A 26,509-nucleotide genomic window follows, 5' to 3' on the forward strand; every position below is an offset into this window, starting at 1 on the left:
ATGGACTTGAAGCACGCGGTTCGCCGGATCGCCGCCCTGTCGGCCGCCCTCGGTGCCGCGACGGTGGTCGTCGCCGCTCCGGCCACGGCCGACGACCAGGTCGTCACCGTGGTGAGCGAGGCCGGCCGGGCGGCGGCCCTGGCCCACTGGACGCCGGAGCGGATGCGGCAGTGGGTGGGCGACGAGGAGCTGCCGCCCGCCGAGAAGATCGGCCGCGAGTGGGAAGGGCCGGTCCCGCCGGGCGTTGGACGGTTGTTCTTCACCGCCGAGCCCGGCGTCGACGGATCCTGCACGGCGACGGTGATTCCCAGTGCCAGCAAGGATGTCGCGTTCACCGCCGGGCACTGCGTGAACGGGGGACTGGACCGGTTCGACCGGCCGATCAAGATCGTCAACGTCGTGTTCGTCCCGGGTTACGACCGCGGCGCCGCACCGCACGGCGTCTTCCCGGCGCGGTCTTTCGCCTGGTCCAGCACGTACGCGGGGCCGATGAGCGGGTCGGACGACGACGCGGTGATCGCGCTGGACCCGGTCGGGGGCCGTCACGTCGCGGACGTCGCGGGCACCCAGGACATCTCGTTCGAGGAGCTGCCGTCCACTGTGGACACGACCATGTTCGGCTATCCCGTGTCGCGGGCGGCGGGTGGCGAGGCGTTGTTCTCCTGCGTCCGGCCCGCCACGCGCGAGGCGAACTCGGTCACCACGACGTGGAACACCGATTGCGATCTGGCCGGCGGCTCCAGTGGCGGCCCGTGGCTGCGGAACTTCGACCCCGCCAGTGGCAAGGGCACGATCTTCAGCGTCACGAGCCGGGGGACGATGACCGAGGACGGCGTGACCACGGACCTGAGCGGCGCCGCTTTCACCGAGCCCGTGCGGAGGCTGTACGAGCGGGCGGGTGAACTCTGAACGGCTTCGTGTTCGTCGTGAGCGGCAATTCGGGTGCCAGTGGAAGGTGGCGGTGGACGGGTGCGCCCAGTAGGCCTGTCGCTGTCCACGAGGGACACGACCCCCATCGAAGTGTCTGATTTGGGCGCTTTCGCGGGGGTCGTGAGTGGCAAGGATCGTTCTAACCCTCTTTTTCACTCACGACCCCCACTGGAGTCGCCGTGCAGTGCCCCTGTGGACAGGCGCGGCTCCGCGGCCCGCGCTCGGCGGGCAGCAGCGGAGCGGCGGCGGGCAGGCGGCCGCCACGCGGGTGGACGTCACCGCTCCCGGCGACGTCGAAACCGGCGATCCGGCGATCCGGCCGACTCGCCAAGGTCGATGTTGACCTGGGGAAATGACCCGGTTCGGGACGGCAGCGTGTGCGAACGGGCAAGACCTGCGACAATGGACAGCGAGATCGGGGCATCGAATGGGCTCAGACTCGCTATGAAGAGCAGGTAGAAAAGTATGGCTCAGGGCAGCGTTAAGTGGTTCAACGGCGAAAAGGGCTTCGGCTTCATCGCTCAGGACGACGGCGGACCGGACGTTTTCGTGCACTACTCCGAGATTCAGGGCACCGGCTTCAAGTCCCTGGACGAGGGTCAGCGCGTCGAGTTCGAAATCGGCCAAGGTCAGAAGGGCCCGCAGGCCCAGCGCGTCGTCGCCATCTGACTTTCTCTCACGCCGAAGGCCTCCATCCGTACCGGGTGGGGGCCTTCGGGCGTTTCGGGTACCGATATCGTCGAGGCATGCTTGTGATCGTTCGTGAGCACACGTGCGGCCGGACACGGTGAGCCGCTCCGCCCTGGAGCCCGAGCAGGTCGGGCGGAAGGTGCGGTTGCGCGAGGTCGGCCTCCGGGACCGCCGCGTCCTGATGGGCTTCGACCGGGACATGGCCCGCGAGGCGACGCCGCTGATCGGCGGCGGGCACCGGCATTGGGCTTCGCACCGTTCGGGGTCCGCGGGCGACGACATCCACTTCGGCATCGAGACGGTGCGCGGCCGCATGCTGGTCGGCTCGATCTGCACCATCGGCGCCGACCCGGCGACCGGCAAGTTCGGCTACGGCATCGGGATCGCCCCGCGTCACCAGCGCTGCGGCTACGCCACGGACGCCATCACCGTCCTGCTGGCGCATATGTTCGGGCAGCGCGGCTTCCGCAAATGCGAGGTCAGCGTGTACGGCGGCAACGTCGCGTCGCTCTCGCTGCACGGCGGCCTCGGCTTCCGCGAGGAAGGCAGGCTCCGGGACACCGAGGTGGTGCGCGGCGAGATCAAGTACCTGGTGCGGATGGGCATCACGGCCGAGGAGTTCGCCGCCCGGCCGCTGGACGCGCTCGGCGACCTCGGCAGGCGTGGCCAGCACCGCCGGCCCCGTCGCGGCAAGCACTGGCGTACGCCCGCCGCGGTCAGCGGCTGATCAGCCCGGATTCGTAGGCGAACACGACCGCCTGGACGCGGTCGCGGAGGCCGAGTTTCGTGAGGATGCGGCCGACGTGCGTCTTCACCGTGCCCGGTGAGAGGAACAGCAGCTCGGCGATCTCGGCGTTCGACAGTCCCCGGGCCAGCTGCTGCAGCACCTCGTTTTCCCGCCCGGTGAGCAGGGCGAGCCGGTCGTCCGGCGGCGCCGCGGGCAGGCCGGTGACGACGCGGTCGAGCAGCCGCCGGGTGACGGTGGGTGCGAGGGTGGCCTCGCCGGAGGCGACCACGCGGACGCCGGCGAGCAGATCCGGCGCCAGCGCGTCCTTGAGCAGGAAGCCGCTGGCCCCGGCCCGGAGCGCGGCGTAGACGTACTCGTCCAGGTCGAACGTGGTCAGCACCAGGACCCGGGCACGATGGGCCGCGGCGATCGCGGCGGTGGCCTCGACACCGTCCATCTCGGGCATCCGGATGTCCATGAGCACCACGTCCGGGTCGAGGTCCGCCACCAGCGCGACGGCCTCCGCGCCGTCGCCCGCCTCGCCGACGACGTCGATGTCGTCCGCGTTGTCCAGGATCATCCGCAGGCCGGTGCGCACGAGCGACTGGTCGTCGGCGATGACCACCCGGATCGTCATGACGGCAGGGTCGCGCGGACGGCGAAGCCGCGCTCCGGACGCGGTCCCGCGTCGAAGGTGCCGCCCAGGACGTTCACCCGTTCCCGCATGCCCTCGAGGCCGTGCCCGGAGCCGGACGGCTCTGCCGCCGCGATGCCGTCGTCGGTCACTTCGATCTCCAGCGTGTCGGGCTCATACCGCATCACGATAGTCACCGACGCCGCCGGGCCGGCGTGTTTCAGCACGTTCGTCAGCGCCTCCTGCACGATGCGGTAGGCCGCGAGGTCCACTGTGGACGGAAGTGGCCGGGGATCTCCTTCGACCCGGAACTCGACCGGCGTGCCCGCGGTACGGACGTCGGCCGCCAGTCGCGGCAGGCGTTCGGCGCCGGGCTGGGGCTCCCAATCCGGCTCGTCCTGGCCGAGCGCGCCGAGCAGCCGCCGGATCTCGGCCAACGCGGTCCGCCCGGTGCCGACGATGGCGTCCAGCGCCTCCCGCGTCCGCTCCGGCCGCCGCTCCAGTTCGGCTTGGGCGCCCTGTGCCTGCAACACCACCACCGAAAGCGCGTGCGCGACGACGTCGTGCAGCTCGCGGCTGATGCGGCCGCGTTCGGCGGCCACGGCCAGCGCGGCCTGGGCGTCCCGCTCGCGTTCGAGGTCGGCGGCCCGCTGTTCCAGCACCGAAAGGCGGATCCGGCGCTGCCGCGTGTTCAGCCCGGCGAGCCAGGCCACCGCCAGCGACAATCCGATGCCCGGAAAACCGCCCCAGTCCTGCACCTGGTCGTCCTTCGGCTCGGGAGGCGCCAGCGGATCGATGATGATGATCCGCGGCGGTATCGGAGCCGGTTCCCGCGAATTCGCGTCGGCGGCGTGGATCGTCCACGCACCGGTGACCAGCAGGCTCGCCGCCAGCAGCGCGAACGAAAGCCGTCGAGAACCCCAAGCCGCGACCGAGAAGAGGCCGATCAACGCCACGACGTCGACCGGGCGGAGATCGTTGCCCATGGCCAGATGCAGGAGTGAGACGGTCGCGCCGGTCACGAAGGTGATCGCGGGACTGCGGTGCCGGACGAGCAGGGAAGCCAACGCCACCAAGGAGGTCAGCCACCAGTCGAAGCCCTCCGGATCATCGGCCGAGACCACAGTGGACAGTCCGACGAGCACGGTCAGCCCGATGTCCACGGCTTTCGGGTGGTTCCTGAGGAAGGAGAGCACCGGCCGAGCGTAATCCCGGACCGGCGCCTCGCGGATCCCTCTCGCGGCAGACATCGGGATACGACCAGCGGCAGACGCGCGAATACGGCACCGGGTCCCAGGCTGGACGCCAGGAAGATCCCCGACAGAAACGGAATCCTCATGAGAAGGCTTCTCGTCGCGCTGGTCGCCCTCGCCGGCCTGGTGTCGTTGGCGAGCCCGGCCGCGGCGGCTCCACGACTCAAGTTGCCGCCGCCGACCGGTTCGCATCCCGTCGGCTCCACCGATCTGCACCTGACCGACTCTTCGCGCGAGGACCCCTGGGTGCCGTCCGGGCCGCGCGAGCTGATGGTGTCGATGTTCTATCCCGCGTTGGTGCCTTTCGGCCAGAAACGGCCCTACCTCACCTCGGCCGAGGCCAAGGCGTTCTTGACCGAATCGGGGCTTCCCGACGTCGACCCCGCGCTGCTCTCCGGGCTCCGTACCAGCGCCAGGGTCGACGCCCCGCCGCTGCCGGGGAAGCACGCGCTCGTCGTCCTGTCGCCGGGATTCGGCAAACCGCGCACCACGCTCACCGGGCTGGCCGAAGACCTGGCGAGCAAGGGTTTCGTGGTCGCGCTGATCGGCCACAATTACGAGTCCCACGGCACCGCCTTCCCCGACGGACACGTCACCGGATGCGCCGCCTGCGGGTCGGACTCCACGTTGCTCCCGCCGATCCGCTCGGCGGACGCCTCCTTCGTCCTCGACACCCTGACCAGGCCTTCGTCGCGCTGGGCCCGGCTGATCGACCGGACGCGGATCGGGATGGCCGGGCATTCCATCGGCGGGTACAGCACGCCGACCGCGATGGTCGACGACCAGCGGATCCGGGCGGGCGCCGACCTGGACGGCAGGCTGTGGTCGCCGATCCCCGCGTCCGGCATCGACCGGCCGTTCCTGCTGCTCGGCCGCGAAAGCGAGTACACCCCGGTCGGCCCGGACACCACCTGGGCGGGCAGCTGGCCGAACCTCACCGGCTGGAAGCGCTGGATCAGCGTCGCGACGGCCGGGCACGCGTCCTTCACCGACGTCGGCGTGCTCGGTGAGCAACTCGGGCTGAGCAAGCCCGGTCTGCTCGGTGGCGAGCGTGGAATGCAGCTGACCAGGGCGTATGTCTCGGCGTTCTTCGACGCGAACCTGCGCGGCGGGCATCAGCCGCTGCTCGACGGGCCGGTGGCGGACAACCCCGAGATCAAGTTCTGGAACTAGCCGAGGGAGACCCCGGTGAGGTCGGCGGAGAACGTCCAGAGCCGCTCGGCCTCACCGGCGTCGATGGCGTAGGGGCGCACGCCGACCCACTCGCCCTCTTCGGCGGCGATCTCGGCGACGTCGCAGTCCTCGCAGTAGAGCCCGCCCATCCCGTCGAGCCGCGGTGACGTCGCCGCCCAGACCTGGGTGGCCGCGCCCTGCTCCGGCGATTTGAAGTCCGGGTCGGCCTGGTTCCCCTGCTCGTCGATCCAGCCGCGCTCGACCATTTCCTCCGGCCGCAGATGGCGCTGCAGGGGAGTGAGGATGGCGCCCGGATGCAGGCTGAACGCGCGGATCCCGTGGTCGGCGCCGAGCCTGTCCAGGTGCACCGCGAACAGCACGTTCGCCGTCTTGGCCTGGCCGTAGGCGAGCCAGCGGTCGTAGCCGCGCTCGAATTGGACGTCGTCCCAGCGCATCGGCGACGAGTGATGGCCGGACGAGGCCACCGTGACGACGCGGGCGCCGCCGCCGGCCTTCAGCGCGGGCCAAAGGCGGTTCACCAGGGCGTGGTGGCCGAGGTGGCAGATCGCGAAATGCGACTCCCAGCCGGGGCCGACCCGCCGTTCCGGCGCGGCCATGATCCCGGCGTTCGCGATGAGGATGTCGATCGGACGGCCGGTGCCGAGGAAGCGGCGGGCGAAGGCGTCGACGCTCGCCAGGTCGGCGAGGTCGAGCTCGCCGACCTCGGTGCCGGGGATCCCGGCGAGGGCGGCCTCGGCATCGGCCGGACGGCGCGCCGGGACGACCACGTGCGCGCCGGCGTTCGCCAGTGCCCGCGTGGTTTCCAGGCCCAGCCCCGAATACCCGCCGGTGACGAGGGCGAGCCTGCCGGAGAGGTCGATGCCGTTCAGTACTTCTTCGGCGGTGCTGCGCGCTCCGAAGCCGGAGCCGATCTTGTGTTGTGCGGTGGTCATGGGGCGGACGCTAAGAGCTAGAGGGCCCTCTAGGTCAAGGCGCTATCGTCAGCCTGGTGACGGAACTCGCGATCGGCCAGGTCACCGAGCGGACGGGCCTCAGCGTGCACGCGCTTCGCTTCTACGAGAAGGAAGGGCTGCTCGCGGCGCCGGTGAAACGGGACGCGAACGGCCGCCGCGTGTACACCGAACACGACGTCGAATGGCTGCTGAACTGCACGAAGTTCCGGGCGTCCGGAATGCCGCTCGCCGTCATCCGCGAATTCGCCGAACTCGTCCGCCAAGGGCCGGGAAACGAGGAAAAGCGGCTCGAACTGCTGCGGGAACACCAGAACACCGTCCGCGACCGGATAGCCGAGCTGGCCGATTGCCTGGAACTGATCAGCCGGAAGGTCGAGGTCTACGAGGAGCACGTCGCGCGGGGGACCGCGAACGAGCTTTGGCGCTAGCGGTCACGGGTTCACCACCCAGAAGACGATCCTGCTGAAGACGTTCAAACGGGACGGCGATCAACATCGCCGTCGTAGGCGATCACGCGTACATCCGGACGTATGACGCGGCATGGAAGGCCAAGCGGATGCGCAACGATTCGCGGGTCGAGATCGCGCCATCGATGTTCCGTGGCGTCTACACGGCTTCCTCGCCCCGCTCTTCCACCGGTTGAAGAGGTACAAGACGCTCCACTACGAAGTCCGTCTCGACACCCCTTAGAGTCCATAGTGGACGGACGTTGCCACCCGATCGGTGCAACGTTTCGCCTGGCGATGGGCAGGGGCGGCCCTTAAGCTTTGCCGCTCGTGACCTGCGAGGTGAGACGATGAGGTCCTTCGGCGCGGTGGATCCGGTCAAGGTGGCGCTCGCCGGGCTCACCACGATGGCCCTCGGCATGGCGGCGGCGCTCAACGCCGACGCCCTGCCGGTGATCGGCGGCGGCACCACGTATTCCGCCGAATTCTCCGACGCGGGCGGACTGCGCGTTGACAACGACGTCCGGATCGCCGGGGTGAAGGTCGGCAAGGTATCCGAGATCGACCTCGAAGGCGATCGCGTGCTCGTCTCCTTCCGGGTGAAGGACGCCTGGGTCGGCGACGCCACGAGCGCGTCCATTCAGATCAAGAACGTCCTGGGACAGAAGTACTTGGCGCTCGACCCGCGCGGCGAAGCGATCCTCGATCCGGGAGACCCGATCCCGCTGCAGCGGACCACCGCGCCATACGACGTCCTTGAAGCGTTTCGCGATTTGTCGAAAACCGTCGACGCCATCGACGTCGGTCAATTGGCGAAAAGCTTCGACACGATTTCGGCGACTTTCGCCGATACGCCTGCCGACGTCCGCTCCGCGCTCGACGGGATCACGAAGCTCTCCGGCACCATCGCCTCCCGGGACCGGCAGCTCCGGGCGCTCGTCGCGAACACGCGTCAGGTGTCGCAGACCCTCGTCGACCGCGACACCGAGGTCCAGCGGCTTATCCAGGACGGCAACGCGCTGCTGCGCGCGATCTCCACCCGCCAGCAGGCGATCAAGGACCTGCTCGACGGCTCGAAACGGCTCGCGACCGCGCTCGACGGCATCATCGCCGACAACGACGGGCAACTGGGCCCGGTGCTCGAACAACTCGACCGGCTGACGTCGATGCTTCAGCGGAATCAAGACTCGCTGGCCAAGGGGATCGCCGCGTTCGCTCCGGCGATCCGGGTGCTCACCAACGTCGCGGGCAACGGCCGCTGGATCGACGGCTACCTGTGCGGGCTGGTCCTGCCCACGTTCGGCCCGCTCAACGAAAAGGGCTGCTTCGAGAAGTGAGCGGCCTCCGTCAGGGCTTCGTCCGGCGCAACCAGAACAACCCGATCACCGGCAGCACCAGCGGGATGAAGAGGTAGCCCTGCCCGTACACCGACCACACGGTGGCGTGCGGGAAGGCCTCGCGGTCGAAGAGGCTGAACGTGCCGACGGTCAGCACGCCGACCAGTTCGACGCCGCAGGCGATCAGCGCGATCCGCCACCAGCCCGCGCCGCGGCGGGCCAGCGCCACGGTGGCCAGCAGGTACACGACGGCGGCGAACGCGGAGAGGGCGTACGCCAGCGGGGCTTCGCCGAATTTGGTGCTGATCTGCACGGCGGCGCGTGAGGTCGCCGCCAGCGCGAAGATCGCGTACACGGCGACCAGGATCCGTCCCGGGCCGGAGGCCTTGTCCGTCGCGGTGTCCACCGTCTTCTCCTCGGTTTCTTCAGGCACTTGCGCCCGCCCAGACCTCGTGCAGCCGGAGCACCATCACCGGGATGGCGAGGCAGGCGATGCCGAGGATCGCGGTGCTCGCCCGGGTGCGCTCGGCCAGTGCCCAGAAGGTCCCGAGCGGGAGCACGACCAGGCAGCCGATCAGATAGGCGAGATAGGTGGCCATGCTGCCGGGGCGGCCGCCGCCGATCAGCAGGACGACCCCGATCACGAGCTGGGCCACCAGGAGTACTTCGAGTACGGCGAGGCCGGCGAGCAGCGCGTTGTCCGGCAGCTTCTTGCGTGCCGCCTGGACGAAACTCCACACCGCGACCAGCGCCGCGCAGATCGCGACGGTCACCGCGAACCCTGTGATCACGTCGGCCTCCTTACCCGCTCCACCGGCGACAACGTACCTCCGGGCGGATCACCGCCGACGGGCGACCGGTGGGCCGCGTGGCGGGCGCCACGGGCCGGGCAGTGGTCCAGACCTCGGGTGAATAGATCACGAAACGCGGCGGATTGGCGCACTGTCAATTCCATCGTGCGTTATTGCGTTCAGCGCCTCGACCTGGGATTACGGCGCCAGCGCGTTCCTGTTACACACCGACCGGGTGGTTGGAATCCGAGTTGATCTCACGCTGGGTACCCCTACCATTCGGTAGTTTTCGAATTCACGTCCCTGAACAGCCCATCCGAACCCCCGATATGGCGGATTGGCCGTTCGGGGTCCGGCAGGTGGAATATTCTGCATCGCGATGGTGCACATGGCCCATCCGATTGGTGCCAAGGAGGGGGCGCTCGATGGACGTCCGGTACGAAGCGTATTGCTTCGCCGATCCACTGTTCTTCGATGAGCAGCGGGAAACCGGGGACGTCGCCGACGATTTCGCCTCCCTGTTGCCCGCTCCCGAAGACGGCTGGCGCACCGGGGTGCGCGGAGTGTGGCGGTTGCTGCACCCTGTTGCTCGAAACCTTCCCTTGCAGGGCTGGAAAATCCACGTTTCGGCAGGTTTGGACAACGCCGAACGGGTGCTCGTGAAGGTGCACGAGCATTGTGTCGAGCACGCCGTGTCCTACAAGCATCTGCGTTCGCGGACCACCCTGCTGGCCAGGAATTCCAAATACGCGCCGCGTGACGGAAGCGGTAAGTTACTGACTCTTTATCCGGCTGACAACAACGAGCTCGAGCGTGTTCTAGTCGCGTTGTCGGCGAAGCTCGACGGCGAACCCGGGGCATACATTCTCAGTGATCTTCGGTATGGTGCCGGGCCGCTCTACGTCCGCTACGGCGGATTCGCCGAGCAATGGGTCGAACTCGACGGCAAGCGGGTCCTCGCCATACGCAAACCGGATGGGACGCTGGTCCCCGACAAGCGCGAACCCACCTTCTCCGTGCCCGACTGGGTGACGATTCCCGAGTTCCTCGCGCCTCATCTCGCCGCTCGCAAGAGCGGCGGTGCGGATCAGTTCCCCTATCAGGTGAAAAGTTCTCTGCACTTCTCCAACGGCGGCGGCGTGTACCTCGCCGACCGGAAGTCCGACGGCGAACGCGTGGTCCTCAAGGAGGCCAGGCCGTTCGCCGGCCTGGACCGCGACGAGGTCGACGCCGTCGAACGTCTCCGCCGTGAGCACGAGGTGCTGGAGCGGCTGAAGGGCATCGACGGCATCCCCACCGCCTACGACCGCTTCACCGTCTGGGAGCACCACTTTCTGGCGATGGAGTACATGCCCGGCGTCTCGCTCGGCAACTGGCTCGCCCGCAACTACCCGCTCACCCGGCGCGACACCACCGAGGCCGACATCGCCGCGTATACCGAACGCGCGCTGGCGCTGGTCCGGCGGGTGGAGGCGATGATCGGCGAGGTGCACGGCCGCGGGATCGTCTTCGGCGACCTCCATTCGTTGAACATCCTGGTGGACGGGGACGACGACAACGTCTCACTGATCGACTTCGAGATGGCAGCCGACATCGAAAGCGGCACCCGGCCCGCGCTCGGCGCGCCCGGCTTCCGTGCCCCGAGGGACCGGAACGGGTTCGAGGTCGACGAGTACGCGCTCGCCGTCCTGAAGCTGTGGATCTTCTTGCCGCTCACGACGCTCCTGGAGCTCGCCCCGGCGAAGCTGCGCGGGCTCGCGGACTTCGTCCAGCAGCGCTTCGACGTCCCGGAGGGCTACGCCGACTCGATCGTCGCGGAGCTCGCACCCCGGAACCTGCCGCCGCTCACGAGCAGCACCGAGCTGGACCAGGAACGACCGGACTGGGCACTGGTCCGCAAGCAGATCACCGAGGCGATCCTCGCCAGCGCGACCCCCGAGCGCACCGACCGGCTCTTCCCCGGCGACATCGAACAGTTCCGCGTCGGCGGAGCGTGCTTCGGCTACGGCGCGGCCGGCGTCCTCCACGCCCTGAAAACCGCCGGCGACGAGCGGCATCCCGCGCACGAACGCTGGCTGCTGGACTCGATCCGCCGCGATCCGCCCGGACGGCCGGGGTTCTACGACGGCTCGTACGGAATCGCGTACGTCCTCGAAGAGCTCGGGTACCGGGACGAGGCCACCAAGCTTTTGGCGTCGTCGTCGACGCTGGTCGAGCAGACCACCGACCACGGTCTGGAAGGCGGCTTGTCCGGTATCGGGCTCACCCAGCTGCACTTCGCGTTGGCCCGCAAGGACAACGAGTTCGGCAGGCAGGCGCTCGCCACCGCCGTCCGGCTCGCGGAAGCGCTCGAGATCGCCGACCCGCCCGGCGACTTCGGCCGTGCCGGCCTGCTCAACGGCTGGTCCGGTCCGGCGCTGCTGTTCGTGCGGCTGTTCGAACGCACCCGCGAAGAGGGCTGGCTGTCCTTCGCCGACCAGGCGCTGGAGCGGGACATCGAGGAATGCGTCGAGTCCGATGACGGCTCGCTGCAGGTCCGCGACGGCGAGACCCGGACGTTGCCGTACGCGGGTGTCGGCAGCGCCGGGATCCTCATGGTCGCCGAGGAACTCGCGAAGCACCGTCCGGACGCGAAGGCGCTGAAGAGCCTTCCCGGCCTGCGTGAAGCGTGCCGCGGCGAGTTCGTCATCCACCCCGGACTGTTGTTCGGCCGAGGCGGGCTGATGACCGCGCTGGCCATGGGCGCCGAACCGGACCAGCGCGTCCGCGACGCCATCGACCTGCATCTTTCCCGGCTGGCCTGGTACGCGGTGCCGTACAAGGGCGGGCTGGCGTTCCCCGGCAACCAGCTGCTGCGGCTGTCGATGGACGTCGTCACCGGCGGCGCGGGCGTCCTGCTCGCCTTGGCCGCCACCCTGGACGGGAAGGCCGCGCTGCCTTTCCTGTCCTCCCGAACTGCCGTCCGATGAGGACGGCGGACCAAGAGGTAACTAGTGAAAGGGAACACCATGGAACTGGTTCTCGACCTGCAGGCCCTGGAAGCCCCCGAGGTTCTCGAGGGTGGCGGCGGTGGCAGCCACGGCGGCGCGAGCAACCTCAGCCTGCTGGCCTCCTGCGCGAACAGCACCGTCAGCCTGCTGACCTGCCACTGAGTCACGGCTGAGCACTGAAGGCGCGGGAGCGGCACAGGCCAAGTGCGCCGCTCCCGCGCCTTCATTTTGCCTTCCGGTTCATCTCGTTGGGATCACGGTGTCCGCCGGCGCGGGTCGGGTGGGTCGTGAGTGGCGATTCGGGTTAGAACCCGAATCGCCACTCACGACCCACCGGACCGACCTGCCGGCCCCTACCGGGAAGCGCCCCTGAACCAAGACTAAGGAGTGGCATGGCGGGTTCCGCCGATCGGTTGCTGGTCAAGGTGACCGCGCTGGATCGCCCCCGCCTGATCGCGCTGATCCTCAGCGCGCTCGCCGGGACGGCGGCGGGACTGCTCCTGCCCGGCGCGCTCGCCGCGGCGGTCGACGCCGTCGTGGCCGGACGGCCCAGCCTGCCCGAGGTCTCCTGGCTGATCGTCCTCGGTGTCACCGAGATCGCCGTCGGCCTGATCGGCGGCATCCTCACCGCGCGGATGACCGCGTCCGCCACCGCCTGGCTGCGCCGCAAACTCGCCGACCGCTACCTCGCGCTCGGCACCCGGTCGACTTTCGCCGCCGGCGACGCGATCAGCAGGCTCACCGGTGACTGCACCGGCGCTGGACTGGTCGCCTCGGTCGTCGTCCAGCTCGGGTCCACCACCCTGATCTCCGGCGGGGCCGTCGTCCTGCTCGCGCTGATGGACTGGCGGCTCGCGCTGGTCTTCCTCGGCAGCATCCCGTTCGGCCTGATGCTCGCACGCACCCATCTGAAGAACACCGCCGACGACGTCCTCACCTATCAAGAGGTGTCCGGCGAACTCGCGGCGAGGATGGTCGACGCCGTCGCCGGGCTCCGCACGATCGCCGCGTCCGGCACCGCCGACCGCGAGGCCGACCGTGTGCTGCGGCCGCTGCCGAAGCTGAGCCTCGCCGGCCGTGGGATGTGGCGCACGCAGGCCCGGATGGTGTGGCGCTCCGGGCTGCTGCTGCCCGCGGTCGAACTCGCGGTGCTCGCCGCCGCCGGTTTCGGGGTGCTGGAAGGCAGGCTGACCGTCGGCCAGGTTCTCGCGGCGCTCGGCTACGTCGCGCTCGGCATGGGGCTGATCACGCAGATTCCCTTGCTCACCACACTTTCCCGCGCCCGGTCGTGTGCGCGGCGGATCACCGAGGTGCTGGAGGCGCCGGTCCCCGAACCGGGTGACCTCGGCGTCGTCCCCGGGCGGGGCACGCTCGAACTGCGCGGCGTCACCGTCGAAGGCGCGTTGCGCGACGTCGACCTGCTCGTCCGTGGCGGCCGGTTCACCGCGGTCGTCGGGCGGTCCGGTTCGGGGAAGTCCGCGCTGGTCAACGTCCTCGGCGGGCTGCTGACCCCGGACGAGGGGACGGCGACGCTCGACGGCCGCCCGCTGGAGAAGCTGCGGCCGTACGAACTCCGCGCGGTGGTCGGGTTCGCCTTCGAACGTCCCGCGCTGCTCGGCGCGACGATCGGCGACGCCGTCGGCTACGGCTCGTGGGCCGGTGAGGCCGCCGTGCGTGCCGCCTGCCGGTCCGCGCATGTCGACGACCTGATCGTCCGGCTGCCGGACGGCTACCGGACGCCGCTCAGGGAAACCCCGCTCTCCGGCGGGGAGGCGCAGCGGATCGGGCTGGCCCGCGCGATCGCGCACGCGCCGCGAGTGCTCATCCTTGACGACGCCACCGCCAGCCTCGACACGGTCACCGAAGCCGCCGTCGAGGAGGCGATCGAACGCACGCTGCCCGGCCGGACCAGGGTGGTGGTGACGCATCGCGCGGCCACCGCGTCGCGGGCGGACACGGTGGTGTGGCTGGAAGACGGCCGGGTCCGGGCGGTCGGCGCCCATGACGGACTGTGGCGGACTCCGGCTTACCGGGCCGTCTTCACCGAGGGCGCCCAATGAGCGTCTGGGGGCTCTACCGCTCGGCGCTGGCCGGGCAGTGGCGCGGCGGGCTGGTGCTGCTGGCCTGCTCCGTACTGGAGAGCGCGCCCGCGTTCTTGTCCGGTCGCCTGGTCGAACTCGCGGTTGACGAGGGGTTTGCCGCGGATCGGCCAGGCACCGGACTGCGTTGGCTCGCGGTCTTCGGGCTGGTCGCCGTGATCGGCGCGTTCGGTTCGCGGCTGGTGTGGCATCAGCTCGGCAAGGTCGTCGAGCCGTTGCGCGACGCGCTGGTGACCGCCGTCGTGCGCGGGGTCCTGCACGATCCGGCGCCGCCGCGCAATCAGCCGGACGCCAGCGGCGTCGCCCGCATCACCCAGCATGTCGAGGTGGTGCGCGACGCCACGGCCGGGCTTTTGGTGCAGGCGCGCGGGATGATCGTGACGACGGTGGCGGCGCTGGCCGGGTTGTTCACCGTCGCCGGTTCGCTCGCGTTGATCGTGGCGATCCCGGTGGTGGTCTCGGTCATCGTGTTCGCCTGCCTGCTCCCGTCGCTGGCGCGGCGTCAGCGCGCGCTCGCGCTGGCCGACGAGCGGACCGCCGAGGTCGCGGGCGCGTCGTTGTCCGGTATGCGTGACATCGTCGCGTGCGGCGCCGAACCCCTTGCCGCGCTGGAGCTTTACGACGCCATCGACACGCAGGCCAAGGCGGCCGTGCGGGTGGCGCGGTCCGGGGCGGCCCGCACGGTGGTGATCGCGACCGGCGGTTTCGTGCCGCTGCTCCTGGCGTTGCTGGTGGCGCCGGGCATGGTCCAGGCCGGGGTGCTCACCGCCGGTGCCGCGCTCGGCGCGCTCGTCTACCTGGCGACGACGATGCAGCCCGCGTTGCGAGGGCTGGCCGCGACGGCGAGCACCGTGGTGCTGCGGCTGATCGTCGCCCTGCGGCGGCTCGCCGAGACCGCCGAGGCCGAGCCGGAGGCCGACGGCACGGCCGAACCCGACGGGACCGCGATCTACGTGCGCGACCTGACCTTCAGCTGGGGCGCGGCCGCGCAACCGGTGGTGCGCGGGCTCGACCTGCATCTGCGGCCCGGCGAGCGGCTCGCGGTGGTGGGGCCGAGCGGAATCGGCAAGTCGACCTTGGCCGGGCTGCTGACCGGCATGCTCGCCCCGCAGGCCGGCCGGGTGCTGCTCGGCGGGGTGCCGGTCCGGGAGGTCCCGGCGGCTCTGCGGCACCGGATGGTCGCGCTCATCCCGCAGGAGGCGTACGTCTTCGCGGGGACCGTGCGGGACAACGTCGGCCTGTTCGCGCAGACCGCGATGGACGGCGAACTGCTGGCTGCGGTGCGGGCCGTCGGCGCGGAACCGCTGGTCACGAGGCTGGGCGGGCTCGACGGCGAGATGGGGCACGGCACGCTGTCCGCCGGTGAGGCGCAGTTGATCGCGCTCGCGCGGGTGTACGCGAGCGAAGCGACCGTCGTCATCCTCGACGAGGCGACGTCGCATCTCGACCCGCCCGCCGAAGCCCGTGCGGAACGGGCGTTCGCCGAGCGGGGCGGGGTGCTGGTGGTGATCGCGCATCGGCTGTCGTCGGCGTTGCGCGCGGACCGGGTCCTGGTGATGGACGGCAAGGAGACCGCCCTGGGCACCCACCTCGAACTCATGGACCGGTCCACGCGCTACGCCCAGCTCATGCACGCGTGGTCGCCGCGGCTACCCCAGCCCAGTGCGCAGTTCTTCCAGCGCGCTCCTGAGTAGACCCTCGACAGGGACCGGGCGCCGGGATTCGCGATCGACGAAGACGTGCACGAAATGCCCCTCCGCGATCACCGTCTCCTTCGAGTACATCCCGACCTCGTAGCGGACACTGGACCGGCCGAGATGGCCCACCCGCAGGCCGACTTCGAGTTCTCCCGGGAACGACACCGAAGCGTGGTATTTGCACTGCGATTCCACGCACAACCCGATGACCGCGCCGGTCTCGATGTCGAGGCCGCCGCGTTCGATCAGCCAGGTGTTGATCACGGTGTCCATCACCGAATAGTGGACGACGTTGTTGACGTGTCCGTAGACGTCGTTGTCCTTCCACCGCAACGGAACCGTCTGCCAGTGCGGATACTCGGCGTTCACCACAGCGTCACCGACTCCCGCAGGATCACCGCGAGGTCCGCTTCGGACGCCTCGCGCGGCGCCGTCGCCAGCAGCCGTTGTTGTTTCACCGTGCCGGAAACCAGCGAGTCCACATCGGACTCGGTGTAGCCGACGGCGCCGATCCCGTTGGGGATCCCGATCTCCCGCATGATCTGCCCGAGCACCGCGGGCAGGTGGTCCCGCAGATCGCCCGGCCATTCGTAGTCCGGCGCGAGCAGCCGTGCCACCCGGATGTGCCGGTCCGGCGCGGCGTCGAAGGTGAACCGGAACGCCGCCGGCGCCGTCAGCGAGACGGCCATCCCGTGAGGCACCATCGCTTCGTCACCCGGATACCCCGGGGGATGGAATTCCCGCACCTGACCGGCGATCGGATACGCGTTGGCGTGCGGGATGTGCACCCCGGCGTTGCCGAAACCGAGCCCGGCGAACGTCGCCGCGAGCGCCATCGCCTCGCGCGCCTTCAGGTCGGAGCCGTCGCGCACGGCCGCGGGCAACGCCCACGACAGCAGCCGCAGCGACTGCTCGGCGAACATGTCGGCCAGCGGATTCGAGCCACAGTAAGGAACCCGGTCCTGCGGCCGCTTCCGGTCGAACTCGGTGTACGGCTTGGCCGTGTAGCTTTCCGCGGCGTGGCAAAGGATGTCCATCCCGCTGGCGGCGGTCACCTCGGGCGGCTGCGAGACCGTCAGCCTCGGGTCGACCACCGCGAGGCTCGGTCGCATCCGGAGATGGCTGATGCCGCTCTTCACCCGCAGTGACAACACGTCCAGCACGCAGACCGTGGTGCTCTCCGAGCCCGTCCCGGTGGTGGTCGGCACCGCGACCAGCGGTTTCAGCGGCGAGCTCGGGGCGCGGCCGCCGCCGACCGGCGCGTTGACGTAATCCATCAGGTCGCCGTCGTTGCTGGTCAACAGGTTCACCGCTTTGGCGGTGTCGATGGCCGACCCGCCACCCACGGCGACGAAGGCGTCCCATTCGCCCTGTCCGCGGGCGAAGTCGACGGCCTTCCGCATGCTGACGTCGGTCGGCTCGACGTGGACGCCGTCGAAGACGACGGCTTCGATGCCATAGGTTTCGATGCCTTCGGCGATCCGTTGTGGCCAGCCCGTCGCGGCGACACCCGGGTCGGTCAGGACGAGCACCCGACGGGCGCCGTACTGGGTGAGGTCGTAGCCGATCTCATCGCTCGACCCGGTGCCGTACTTCAAGGCAGGCGCCCCGTAAGTGAAAACAGTTTCACGTCCGGCGGTGGCTGAGGTCACGTTTTCGTGCTCCCTTGCTCGAACACGTTCCGAATATCGGACATTCCGCCGCTCCGGGGTTGCCGGAATCGGAAGATCGCTTGACGGCACCGATCACCGCCCGCCTAAGCTCTTCTCATTAGATACCAACCGGGAGCGTCCGTCGCCCAGACGGCCGTGCGGATCCTGACCGAGGCGCAGATCCACCGCGTGTACGCGGTGGTGGGTGAGTCCTTCCTGGATCTGCTCGACGCGCTGCAACGCGAGCGCTCGATCACCTTCGTCTCGGCGAGGCACGACTCCGGCGCCGCCTTCATGGCCGAGGCCGAAGGCAAGCTCACCGAGCACCCCGCGGTCCTGCTCGCCGGCCGCGGCCCGAGCGCGGCGAACCTCGCGATCGGCGTCTCCACGGCGTACCAGGACGAAAGCCCGATGGTCGTCCTCCTGGAGAACCCGCCGCAGGATCCCGGCCCGACGAGCGAGCTGCCCACCGCGGACCTGACCGCGATGTTCGAGCCGATCTCGAAGTGGACCGGCCGCGCGGAGTCGCCCGACGAGGTGCCCGGTCTGCTGGTCGAGGCGCTGACCCGCTGCCGCGAGGGGCGGCCGGGGCCCACCGTCGTCGCCGTCCCCGCCGATTTCTGGGGTGTCCCGTTCGATTCGGCGAAACCGGTCGCCTCCGTGCGGCCGCCCGCCACCGGCGCGCTGGGCCGGACCGCCGAGGCGGTCGCGCAGCTGGTCGACGAGGCCCGCTACCCGGTGGTGATCGTCGGCGGCCGGGCCCGGGCGGCGCGCGACGAGCTGATCGCCGTCGCCGACGAGCTCGCGTTGCCGGTGTACAACGCGTTCCGCCGCCAGGACGCCTTCCCCGAGAACCACGCGCGCTACGCCGGCCATCTCGGCATCGGCATCCCCGCGCGGCAGCTCGACGCGCTGGAGCGCGCGGATCTCGTGCTCGCGCTGGGCACGCAGCTCGACGAGGTCACCACCCAGTCCTTTCGCTACCCGACGCCGTCGCAGACGCTGGTGCTGGTCGGCACCGGGATCGAGCCCGCCCGCCGCGGCGGGCTGACCTTCCGGGTCGACTCCGAGGTCGAGCCCTTCCTGCGTGAACTGCGCAATGTCGCCTCGCCCCGGCAGCGGCGCGCGTCGGCCGCGAACGCCGCGGTGCACACCTTCATGACGCCGCCCGACACGAGCGGCGCCACCCGCGTCCACCCCGCCGACGTCATCCGCGCGGTGCGCAAACTCGCGCCCGAAGACGCGATCGTGACCAGCGACGCGGGCAACTTCGCCCAGTTCATGCACCGCTACTGGTGTTTCACCGCGCCGCGCAGCCAGCTCGGGCCGAGCAACGCGGCCATGGGCTACGCGGTGCCCGCGGCGGTCGCGGCGAAACTCGCCGAACCACGCCGGACGGTGATCGCGATGGCGGGCGACGGCGGCGCGCTGATGACCGGGCAGGAGATCGAGACCGCCGTCCGCTACCGGGTGCCGGTGACCGTCCTGGTGTTCCAGAACGGAGTGCACGGCCCGCTCGCCGTGCACCAGGCGCGCAAGCACGGCCGGCTGTCCGGGGTCACCGTCCCCATCACCGACTTCGCGTCGTGGGCGCGCGGGCTCGGCGCCGCCGGGTACACCGTGGACGATCGGGAAGAGCTGGAGCCGATCATCGCGAGCGCGCTGGTGCGGCAACGGCCTTGTGTGATCGACATCCGCACGGATCCGGACGTGGTGACCCCGGACATCCGGCTGACGAGCCTGCTGGGCGCCGCGAGGCCGCAGCAGGGCGGCCAGTAGGGGCCGCCACGCCGACTACCGGGCGGTACTTTTTCTCAGGGGATACACAGAAACCCTTGTGGTGCCGCCTTCACCTGCCCCAAAGGGTGGGAACGAGGTGACGACTCGGCCGACTTTCGGTCGCGGACACCGGATTTTGTCGGCCGGCCGTGGCACAATCGCGGCATCACCGAGAGTCCGATATGGACCGGGGCAATGGCCGGTGTGGTTGTTGGCACGCAGTACGTACGTAGAGCGTTGTGTTGACACTGGGAGAAAACATGGCTGACGAAGCGAAGCCACAGGACAAGTCCGTTTCCGGCGTGGTGCCGGTGCAGTTCAGCGCGGACGCGGAGACCCACGACATCGCCGTCGTGGCCACGAACCGGGAGGCGTTGCGCCGCTCGCCGTTCGGCACCGAGGCGCCGCTGCGCGCCGCCAGCGGCGAATAGCCCGGCCGGTCGCCCCTCCTGTCGGAGGGGTACAGTGCGGCTGCGCACACCCGGGTGATGGCGCTTGTCGGCCTGCGTGAGGTGTGCTTTACTGCACCAGGTCTCGATTTTTGTGTTCGTGTTGGTTCACGCTCGCAGAACTCAGCGGGCGTAGTGTCTCCTCGTGTTTCCGGGGAAGCAAACCGTCTGGTCATGACCCGGGCTGCCGACGTGGCTTCCTGTTTGTTTGTGTTGCATATGGAGATTTTATGACTCAGGGCACTGTGAAGTGGTTCAACTCCGAGAAGGGGTTCGGCTTCATCACTCCCGACAACGGCGGCGGCGACGTCTTCGTGCACTACAGCGAGATCAAGGGCAACGGCTTCCGTACCCTCGAGGAGAACGCCCGCGTGGAGTTCGAGATCGGGCAGGGCGCGAAGGGTCCGCAGGCCACCTCGGTCACCGTGATCTGATCCAGGTTTTCCAAGCAGGGCCGTCATCCCCTCGGGGAGGCGGCCCTGCTGCTTTTCCGGCTCGGTCCGGTTGGTCGTGAGTGGCGTTTCGGGTTCTAACCCGAAACGCCACTCACGACCACCTGTACCGAGCGGCCGCAGACACGCGGGCACCCCGTCTTCGTCCGCTCAAGTTTCGGTGGCTTTGTGATGCAACCTCGTGCAACTCTTTCTTTCGTGGCCCGGACGTCGTTTCCTTGTAGGGACTTGGCGCGGCAGCGGAGGACATGTGGGCGAAGCGGTTGCGGGGATCGTGGCGAACCCCGCTTCGGAGCGTGACATCCAGGGCCTGCGTTCGGCACTGAGGGTGGCCGGCGTCGGCCGCGTGATGGTGTGGGCCGACGCGGGCAAGATCATCGGCACCGTCCGCCGGATGGTGGACGCGGGTGCGAGCGTGCTCATCTGCCTCGGTAACGAGAGCATGATGCGGGCCGCGGCGGCCGCCTGCGGTGACGTCCCGCTGCTGATGCTGCCCGCCGGTGGCGCCGACGAGTCCACCGTCGCCGGGCTCGCCGCCGGGCTGGTGGCCACCCATCAGGTGGACACGGACCTGGTCACGAACCGCGCCACCGTGCTCGAGGTCGTCACGAAGGCACGCCGTGAGATCGCGCTGACCGACGTCAGCGTGTGCTCGGAGAGCCGGTGGGATCCCGCGTCGCTGACCGAGCTGTACTGCACGTTCGCGGTTCCGGACGGGGTCGGGCTGTCGAGCATCCCCGGGCGGCTCTGTCCCAGCCCGAAGTCCACTGTGGACGGTGTCGCGGTCTCGCTCGGGCCGGTCGACGAGACGCCGTACGTGGTGCAGGCGCCGATCGCGCCCGGCGACGTCCGGGCGGTGGGTGTCCGCGGCTGGAGCGTGCTGCACGCCGGGGTCCGCGTCGATCTCGCCGCCGGCGGCGGCTCCATCGCGCTGGACGGCCAGCCGCATTTCGTGCTCAAGCCGGGAGAGAGCGCTTTCGTCGAATTGAAGCCGGACGGGCCGTGGTGCGTCGACGTCCGCGCCGTGATGGCCGAGGCCACCAGGACCGGTCTGCTGCTGGGCAGGAAACCGACGGCGGCCCTTCCCGCGCCCCGCCTGGCGGACGCACCCTTCCCCGGATAGCCCGCGCCCAGGTCACAGAGACCTTCCGCTCCCCGGGCCACCCGGGCACACTGGCCTGAACAGAGCAGAAGGAGTAGGCCAGGTGCAGCTCGAGGCGGCGCTGCCGGTCGGTGCGGATCCGCGGCGGCACGCGCGTGCCCTCGCCGAAGTGCGCGAGGCCGCGCTCGCCGGGACCACGCTCCCGGGCAGGCCCCGCGCGGTGATCGGCGCGTCCTGGCAGCGGATGCGGCGGCTGGGCCTCGACCCGGACCGCGGCTCGCCGACCCCTCCGCTCGCCCCGGAACAGCTGGAAGCCCGGCGTCGCGACAGCGGCCTCGCGACCGTGCTCCCCGCCCTTCGCGGCGGCCTGATCGGCCTCGCCGAGCAGGCCGCGCACATCATGGTCGTCGTCGACGCCGACGGCCGGGTGCTCTGGCGCGACGGCAGCACCGCGGTCCGCCGTCGCGCCGACGGGCTCGGCTTCGTCGAAGGGGCCGATTGGCACGAGCCCGCCACGGGCACCAACGCCATCGGGACGGCGCTGGTCGCCAGGCATCCGGTGCAGGTCTACTCGGCCGAGCACTACGTCAGCAACCAGCACGACTGGACCTGCGCCGCCGCGCCACTGCACGATCCGAGGAACGGCAGGCTGCTCGGCGCGGTCGACCTCTCGGGACCGGCTTCCACCGTGCATCCGTCCACCCTCGCCCTGGTCGACGCGGTCGCGAAGCTCGCCGAAGCGCATCTGCGCACCACGCATCTCTCGGATCTCGAACGGTTACGCGGGCTGGCCACCCCCTTGCTCGCCAAGGTGAAGGGGCGGGCGGTCATCACCGACCCGCACGGCTGGATCGCGGCCTCGGCGGGGCTCGTCCCGGTCGGCCGGATCGCGCTGCCGAACGACGCGGCCCCGGGTCGCACGTGGCTGCCGACGTACGGCGACTGCCTGCTGGAGCCGCTGCCCGGCGGCTGGCTCGTCCGGCTCACCGAGGAGGAGGACGCGCCGCCGACCCGGGTCGTGCTCGATCTGAGGTCGTCGCGGGAAAGCACGCTGCGCGTCTCGGGCGCGGCGGGCACCTGGTCGCATCGGCTGAGCCCGCGGCACGCGGAGATGCTGTACGTCCTCGCGCTCCATCGAGCGGGGAGATCGGCGTCGGAACTGTCGCTCGACCTCTTCGGCGACGCCGGGCGCACCGTCACCGTCCGTGCGGAGATGTCCAGGATGAGGCGGCATTTCGGCGGCTTCCTGCTGGCCCGGCCGTACCGGTTCGACGACGACGTCGAGGTGGTCGTCGAGCGGCCCGCCGACGGCGAGGTCCTGCCGCATTCCGTCGCACCCGCCGTCCGGGGTTGACGGCCCGCAGATCACGTGCCGATGACACACCCCGGTGTCACTGGCTGCGCTGATCCCGACTCGGATACCTTTCTTGCGGATAGAGCCAATGGGGAGGATCGGCGATGACGAGCACTGTGACCCGGCCGGGGAGTCCCGCGCCACCCCCCGCGCCGGAAGGCCGCGGCGGGATCGCCGGGCTGCTCGAGCTGCCGGGTAACGGGATCCGCGCGATCGTCCGGTCCGCGGCGACCACGCCGGGCAGGCTGTCGGTGATCGCGATCGGGCTCGTGCTGCTGTCGCTGGTCGCAGGTCTGTTCGGGACGCTGGCGGCGCAGGACAAGAAGGACACGATCAACGGCCTGATCGACCACCGCGAACCGCTGGCCGCCGCCGCGCAACAGGTCTATCGCGCGCTTTCGGACGCCGACGCGACCGCGGCCAGTTCGTTCCTCTCCATCGGCGCCGAGCCGCTCCCGATGCGCCAGCGGTACGAACGCGACATCGCCGAGGCCGGGGCCGCGCTGGCGAAGGCCGCATCGGACTCGTCCGGCGCCGGCAAGGCGGCCGAGCAGATCAACATCCTCGGCCGCGAGATCCCCGTCTACACCGGATTGATCGAGACCGCTCGCGTCTACAACCGGCAGGGTTATCCCGTCGGTGCCTCGTATCTGCGCGAGGCGTCGGAGCTCATGCGGTCGAAAATCCTTCCCGCCGCACAGGATCTCTACCGGACCGACACCGACCGGCTCGCCGCCGAACAGGACGACGCGACCGGATTCCCTTGGCTGGCAACGGCTTTGGTGCTCGCCCTGCTCGCCGCGCTGATCGTCACGCAGGTGCACCTGACGCGGAAGACCAACCGGTTGCTGAACGTCGGGCTCGTCGTCGCGACCGCGTCGGTGGTGGTCGCCCTGCTGTGGGGCTCGGTCGCGCTGATCGTGCAGAGCACCCTCGTCGGCGGCGGTGAAGAAGACGGCTCGCACCAGGTGGACGTGCTCGTCCGGGCCAGGATCGCGGCGCTGCAGGCGCGAGCCGACGAAACGCTGACCCTCGTCGCCCGCGGCGACGGCGCGGCGTACGAAAAGAACTTCGGTGATCTCGCCGCGCAACTCGGCGGGACGGACGGCCAAGGCGGTCTGCTGGGCGAGGCCCGCGGGCTCGCGGCGGGCGGCCCGGCCGCGGAGAAGGTGGACGCGGCCATCCAGGCGGCGTCGGCGTGGTTCAAGGCGCACGCCGAGGTGCGGCGGCAGGACGACGACGGCTTCTACCAGGACGCCGTCGGCACGGCCATCCGCGACGACAAGAAGGACGGCGCGGCCGGGGCGTTCCTGCGGCTCGACGAGAACCTGGTGGCCGCGATCAACGTGGGACGACAGGAATTCCTCGACGACACCCGCAATGCCGAACGCGCGCTGACCCTGCTCGCGCCGGGTATCGCGGTGCTGGCGGTGCTGGCGGCGGCGGGGTCGGCCTTGGGAATCCGTGAACGGCTGAGGGAGTACCGGTGATGCGGAACGGTCTGCGAACGGCCGTGCTCGGCGCGGTGTTGGTGCTGGCGACGGCTTGTGGCAGCGCGGGGTCGCCGGTGGACCCGGCTCCCGTCGGCGACGTCGCGCCGCCGCTGCCCGCGAACGTCGGCGGCGCCGACAACACCGGTGGCGGCGGAACGACCGACACGAGCTGCAACCCGTTGGCCAGCCTGCGGCCGACCAACGGCACGTCGATCACCAGCGACTCGACGATGGCGAAGATCAAGGAGAAGGGCAAGCTCATCGCGGGCGTCGACCAGACGACGTTCCTGTTCGGCTTCCGGAACCCGACGTCGGGCCAGCTCGAAGGGTTCGACATCGACATGGTCAACGAGATCGCGAAGGCGATCTTCGGCAGCGCGGAAGGCCGCGTGCAGTTCCGGGCGATCCCGTCGAAACTCCGGGAAGAAGTGCTCGAGAAGAAGCAGGTCGACATCGTGGTGCGGACCTACAGCATCACCTGCAGCCGGCTGAAGAAGGTCAACTTCTCGACCGCTTATTACCAAGCGGGGCAACGGATCCTGGTGGAAGCCGGGTCGAAGGTCGCGCAGCTGTCGGACCTCGCCGGGCGGCGGGTGTGCGCGACCAAGACGTCGACCTCGCTGACGAAGATCGCGGCGGATCCGTCGAAGCCGGTGCCGGTCTCGGTGGACAACTGGTCGGACTGCCTGGTGATGCTGCAGCAGAAGCAGGTCGAGGCCGTGTCGACGGACGACGTCATCCTCGCCGGGATGCTCGCGCAGGATCCGACGCTGAAGATCGTGGGGGACCGGTTCACCGAGGAGAACTACGGCATCGGGATCCCGAAGGAGAACGAGGACATGGTGCGGTATGTGAACGCCGTGCTGGAGAACGTGCGCGGTGGCGCGTGGCAGGCGATCTACGCCAAGTGGATCGGGAACAAACTCGAGGGCGGGACGCCGCCCCCAGCGCAGTACAAGTGAGAACGGGCCGTTCGGGATTCGCTCCCGAACGGCCCGCTTCGTCTTACCGGGACTTGTCGCCGATCACCGGCGGCACCGGCTTCATCTCGCCCTCGTAGCCGCCGAACAACACGTCGGCGTCTTCCTCCTGCAGGTAGTTCGGGGCCTTCTTTTCCTTGTCCTCTTCCTTCTGCCCCCGGCCACCGGGCGCGCCGGCCCCCATCGGTCCGTGGCCGCCGCCCTTGCCCGCCGCGGCCGCGCCACCCCGGGCGACACGCTCCTCCGGCAGCTTGCCCGACCCGGACCCGCCGCCCTTGCCCGCGAGCTTCTCGGCGTCACCGGCCGCGACCTTGCCGCCCGCGAGCCGCTCGGCGACGTTGCCCGACCCGCCGTTGCGCCCGAACCCGCCGCCGCTGGTCAACCGGTTCGCCGCACTGCCGCCCGGCCCGCTCGTCGTCCGGCCGGGTTTGCCGCGATACTGCTCGCTGCCCAGCCGCCCGAGCCCGGTGGGGCCAGGCCCGTTCAGCGCGGCCAACCCCGGCCCCGGCCCCGGCCGGAACGATCCCGGCGGCCCGCTGACCGGCTGATTCGGCCCCGGCACGCCGGTGTGCCCGCCACCCGTGGTGATCCCGGGCCCCGGCGCGGGCCCGCTCGGACCACCCGGCACCCCTGGCATTCCTGGCCCTGGACCATTGTTGGGCCCAGGCCCCGGCCCGCCACTGAAGCCCCTGGGCTCGGTACCCCCGGAAAACCCGGACGCCGTCGTCGACTCGCCCATCTCCGGCGGCGGCGCGAAGGTGGGCTGCTTGGAATTGACGTCGAAGAGCGACTGGTCGTAGTTGTGCATCACCTGCGCGGCCTGCTGATGCGCCTGGAACGACTGCTCCTGCTTGGCCGAGATGTTGCCGACCGTGTCCACCGCGCCGGCGAGATTCCCCGTCGCGAGCTGGTTGAGCGCGTTCTTGTACTCGGCGTTGCGGTCGAAGGGGATCTCTTCGGGCATCGAGTTCTTCGCGGTGGTGGCCGCGGCGGCGGACTGGGAGAAGCGGTTGGAGGCGAGGTACGCGCCGTCGCCCGCGGTGTCGGCCCACTTGCTGATGTTGGTGAAGAAATCGGTGACCGACTTGGCACCGTCGCCCTGCCAGTGCTCGCCTTCCTTGCCGATCGCGTCGCGGACGGCGTTGCTGAAGTTGTTCAGGGAGTTGCCCTGGTTGTTCCAGAGCTCGCCCTTCTCGTCGATGTCCCGCGGATCGAGGTCCTGCGTGACCATGTTCTTGAGCTCGCCGTGAGGGACGGCTTCATAGCGCTGTTCCGACGGGTTGAGACCGGTGCGGAACTGCTGGCCCTGCGTGAGTGCCGCGGCCTGATCGGCCGAGTACTGCCCCGCCTTGGCTTCAGCCGTCAGCCGCGCGGTCAGGGAGTTGCCGCCGGGCCCGGCGTTGGTCTCGTTGTACGTGTCGGAGTACCGCTTGGCCTCGTACGTCCGGCCGGGGTTGCCCAGCGCGGAGAACTTGCTGTCGAAGTCGTCTTGCCCGACGTTGACCAT

26 protein-coding genes are annotated in these 26,509 nt (G+C 70.0%); 18 read left to right on the forward strand and 8 right to left on the reverse strand.

The features are described from left to right. From AORI_RS42805 to AORI_RS42815, 4 genes are all read left to right on the forward strand, one after another. Positions 1 to 909: a trypsin-like serine peptidase gene (locus AORI_RS42805; protein WP_016330816.1), complete on the forward strand. Its 909-nt coding sequence runs from the start codon at positions 1 to 3 to the stop codon at positions 907 to 909. 205 nt (positions 910 to 1,114) lie between these two features. Next, positions 1,115 to 1,273, forward strand: a complete 159-nt coding sequence (locus tag AORI_RS83625; RefSeq protein WP_158509118.1) for a hypothetical protein — start codon at positions 1,115 to 1,117, stop codon at positions 1,271 to 1,273. A gap of 122 nt (positions 1,274 to 1,395) precedes the next feature. Further along, positions 1,396 to 1,599 (forward strand): cold-shock protein, encoded by a 204-nt coding sequence (locus AORI_RS42810; protein WP_016330817.1) that lies wholly within the window; start codon positions 1,396 to 1,398, stop codon positions 1,597 to 1,599. Positions 1,600 to 1,702: 103 nt separating this feature from the next. Next, the gene (locus AORI_RS42815; RefSeq protein WP_016330818.1) at positions 1,703 to 2,347 is read left to right on the forward strand and encodes a GNAT family N-acetyltransferase; all 645 of its coding nucleotides are present in this window, start codon (positions 1,703 to 1,705) and stop codon (positions 2,345 to 2,347) included. Here the strand turns inward: AORI_RS42815 and AORI_RS42820 are convergent. Beyond that, positions 2,337 to 2,984 (reverse strand): response regulator, encoded by a 648-nt coding sequence (locus tag AORI_RS42820; RefSeq protein ID WP_016330819.1) that lies wholly within the window; start codon positions 2,982 to 2,984, stop codon positions 2,337 to 2,339. The two genes, AORI_RS42815 and AORI_RS42820, sit on opposite strands and share 11 nt — an antisense overlap. Continuing rightward, positions 2,981 to 4,177 carry a sensor histidine kinase gene (locus tag AORI_RS42825; RefSeq protein ID WP_016330820.1) on the reverse strand — a complete coding sequence of 399 codons (1,197 nt, stop codon included), beginning with the start codon at positions 4,175 to 4,177 and terminating at the stop codon, positions 2,981 to 2,983. The genes AORI_RS42820 and AORI_RS42825 overlap by 4 nt, the downstream gene beginning before the upstream one ends. Before the next feature lie 141 nt (positions 4,178 to 4,318). Between AORI_RS42825 and AORI_RS42830 the strand changes: the two genes are divergently transcribed. Next, positions 4,319 to 5,407, forward strand: coding sequence for an alpha/beta hydrolase family protein (locus AORI_RS42830; RefSeq protein ID WP_016330821.1), 1,089 nt, complete (start codon positions 4,319 to 4,321; stop codon positions 5,405 to 5,407). Here AORI_RS42830 and AORI_RS42835 read toward each other — a convergent pair. Next, positions 5,404 to 6,360 (reverse strand): SDR family NAD(P)-dependent oxidoreductase, encoded by a 957-nt coding sequence (locus AORI_RS42835; RefSeq protein WP_016330822.1) that lies wholly within the window; start codon positions 6,358 to 6,360, stop codon positions 5,404 to 5,406. The two genes, AORI_RS42830 and AORI_RS42835, sit on opposite strands and share 4 nt — an antisense overlap. Positions 6,361 to 6,416: 56 nt before the next feature. On the opposite strand from AORI_RS42835, the gene AORI_RS42840 reads away from it, so the two are divergent. Together AORI_RS42840 and AORI_RS42845 are read left to right on the forward strand one after the other, a co-directional pair. Beyond that, positions 6,417 to 6,809 carry a MerR family transcriptional regulator gene (locus AORI_RS42840; protein ID WP_016330823.1) on the forward strand — a complete coding sequence of 131 codons (393 nt, stop codon included), beginning with the start codon at positions 6,417 to 6,419 and terminating at the stop codon, positions 6,807 to 6,809. Positions 6,810 to 7,177: 368 nt separating this feature from the next. Beyond that, on the forward strand, positions 7,178 to 8,164 hold the full coding sequence (locus AORI_RS42845) for an MCE family protein (RefSeq protein ID WP_016330824.1): 987 nt from the start codon (positions 7,178 to 7,180) through the stop codon (positions 8,162 to 8,164). Positions 8,165 to 8,174: 10 nt separating this feature from the next. On the opposite strand, the gene AORI_RS42850 is transcribed toward AORI_RS42845, so the two are convergent. Together AORI_RS42850 and AORI_RS42855 are read right to left on the reverse strand one after the other, a co-directional pair. Then, positions 8,175 to 8,597 (reverse strand): hypothetical protein, encoded by a 423-nt coding sequence (locus tag AORI_RS42850; protein ID WP_016330825.1) that lies wholly within the window; start codon positions 8,595 to 8,597, stop codon positions 8,175 to 8,177. Continuing rightward, positions 8,590 to 8,955 carry a hypothetical protein gene (locus tag AORI_RS42855; RefSeq protein WP_016330826.1) on the reverse strand — a complete coding sequence of 122 codons (366 nt, stop codon included), beginning with the start codon at positions 8,953 to 8,955 and terminating at the stop codon, positions 8,590 to 8,592. The genes AORI_RS42850 and AORI_RS42855 overlap by 8 nt, the downstream gene beginning before the upstream one ends. A 425-nt stretch (positions 8,956 to 9,380) precedes the next feature. Between AORI_RS42855 and lanKC the strand changes: the two genes are divergently transcribed. The 4 genes from lanKC to AORI_RS42870 all read left to right on the forward strand — a co-directional run bounded on the left by lanKC (position 9,381) and on the right by AORI_RS42870 (position 15,738). Continuing rightward, positions 9,381 to 11,924: a class III lanthionine synthetase LanKC gene (gene lanKC / locus AORI_RS42860; RefSeq protein ID WP_016330827.1), complete on the forward strand. Its 2,544-nt coding sequence runs from the start codon at positions 9,381 to 9,383 to the stop codon at positions 11,922 to 11,924. A gap of 39 nt (positions 11,925 to 11,963) precedes the next feature. Next, positions 11,964 to 12,107 carry a SapB/AmfS family lanthipeptide gene (locus AORI_RS83200; protein ID WP_123798255.1) on the forward strand — a complete coding sequence of 48 codons (144 nt, stop codon included), beginning with the start codon at positions 11,964 to 11,966 and terminating at the stop codon, positions 12,105 to 12,107. A gap of 230 nt (positions 12,108 to 12,337) precedes the next feature. Continuing rightward, on the forward strand, positions 12,338 to 14,005 hold the full coding sequence (locus tag AORI_RS42865; RefSeq protein WP_016330829.1) for an ABC transporter ATP-binding protein: 1,668 nt from the start codon (positions 12,338 to 12,340) through the stop codon (positions 14,003 to 14,005). Continuing rightward, the gene (locus AORI_RS42870; protein ID WP_016330830.1) at positions 14,002 to 15,738 is read left to right on the forward strand and encodes an ABC transporter ATP-binding protein; all 1,737 of its coding nucleotides are present in this window, start codon (positions 14,002 to 14,004) and stop codon (positions 15,736 to 15,738) included. Before AORI_RS42865 ends, AORI_RS42870 begins: the two co-directional genes overlap by 4 nt. Here AORI_RS42870 and AORI_RS42875 read toward each other — a convergent pair. Next, positions 15,694 to 16,113, reverse strand: a complete 420-nt coding sequence (locus tag AORI_RS42875) for an acyl-CoA thioesterase (RefSeq protein WP_016330831.1) — start codon at positions 16,111 to 16,113, stop codon at positions 15,694 to 15,696. The genes AORI_RS42870 and AORI_RS42875 overlap by 45 nt on opposite strands. Beyond that, positions 16,107 to 17,339: a hydroxyacid-oxoacid transhydrogenase gene (locus AORI_RS42880; protein WP_043847854.1), complete on the reverse strand. Its 1,233-nt coding sequence runs from the start codon at positions 17,337 to 17,339 to the stop codon at positions 16,107 to 16,109. The genes AORI_RS42875 and AORI_RS42880 overlap by 7 nt, the downstream gene beginning before the upstream one ends. Before the next feature lie 171 nt (positions 17,340 to 17,510). Here AORI_RS42880 and AORI_RS42885 point away from each other — a divergent pair, with 171 nt between their 5' ends. The 7 genes from AORI_RS42885 (at position 17,511) to AORI_RS42910 (ending at position 24,984) form a co-directional block, all read left to right on the forward strand. Beyond that, entirely contained in the window at positions 17,511 to 19,172 is a 1,662-nt protein-coding gene (locus AORI_RS42885) for a thiamine pyrophosphate-binding protein (protein ID WP_267283988.1), read from the forward strand. A 260-nt stretch (positions 19,173 to 19,432) separates the two neighbouring features. Next, a complete protein-coding gene (locus AORI_RS83795; protein ID WP_167337757.1) occupies positions 19,433 to 19,603 on the forward strand; it encodes a hypothetical protein in 171 nt (56 codons plus the stop codon). A gap of 248 nt (positions 19,604 to 19,851) precedes the next feature. Next, positions 19,852 to 20,055: a cold-shock protein gene (locus tag AORI_RS42890; protein WP_005163378.1), complete on the forward strand. Its 204-nt coding sequence runs from the start codon at positions 19,852 to 19,854 to the stop codon at positions 20,053 to 20,055. Between the two features lie 268 nt (positions 20,056 to 20,323). Further along, positions 20,324 to 21,196: an ATP-NAD kinase gene (locus AORI_RS42895; protein ID WP_016330834.1), complete on the forward strand. Its 873-nt coding sequence runs from the start codon at positions 20,324 to 20,326 to the stop codon at positions 21,194 to 21,196. 82 nt (positions 21,197 to 21,278) lie between these two features. Beyond that, positions 21,279 to 22,529 (forward strand): GAF domain-containing protein, encoded by a 1,251-nt coding sequence (locus tag AORI_RS42900; RefSeq protein ID WP_016330835.1) that lies wholly within the window; start codon positions 21,279 to 21,281, stop codon positions 22,527 to 22,529. 104 nt (positions 22,530 to 22,633) lie between these two features. Then, a complete protein-coding gene (locus AORI_RS42905) occupies positions 22,634 to 24,019 on the forward strand; it encodes a hypothetical protein (RefSeq protein WP_016330836.1) in 1,386 nt (461 codons plus the stop codon). Further along, positions 24,019 to 24,984 (forward strand): glutamate ABC transporter substrate-binding protein, encoded by a 966-nt coding sequence (locus AORI_RS42910; RefSeq protein ID WP_043847856.1) that lies wholly within the window; start codon positions 24,019 to 24,021, stop codon positions 24,982 to 24,984. Before AORI_RS42905 ends, AORI_RS42910 begins: the two co-directional genes overlap by 1 nt. Before the next feature lie 43 nt (positions 24,985 to 25,027). On the opposite strand, the gene AORI_RS83205 is transcribed toward AORI_RS42910, so the two are convergent. After that, a complete protein-coding gene (locus AORI_RS83205) occupies positions 25,028 to 26,509 on the reverse strand; it encodes a PPE domain-containing protein (RefSeq protein ID WP_016330838.1) in 1,482 nt (493 codons plus the stop codon).

It is taken from the genome of Amycolatopsis keratiniphila (assembly GCF_000400635.2).
Lineage (GTDB): Bacteria > Actinomycetota > Actinomycetes > Mycobacteriales > Pseudonocardiaceae > Amycolatopsis > Amycolatopsis keratiniphila.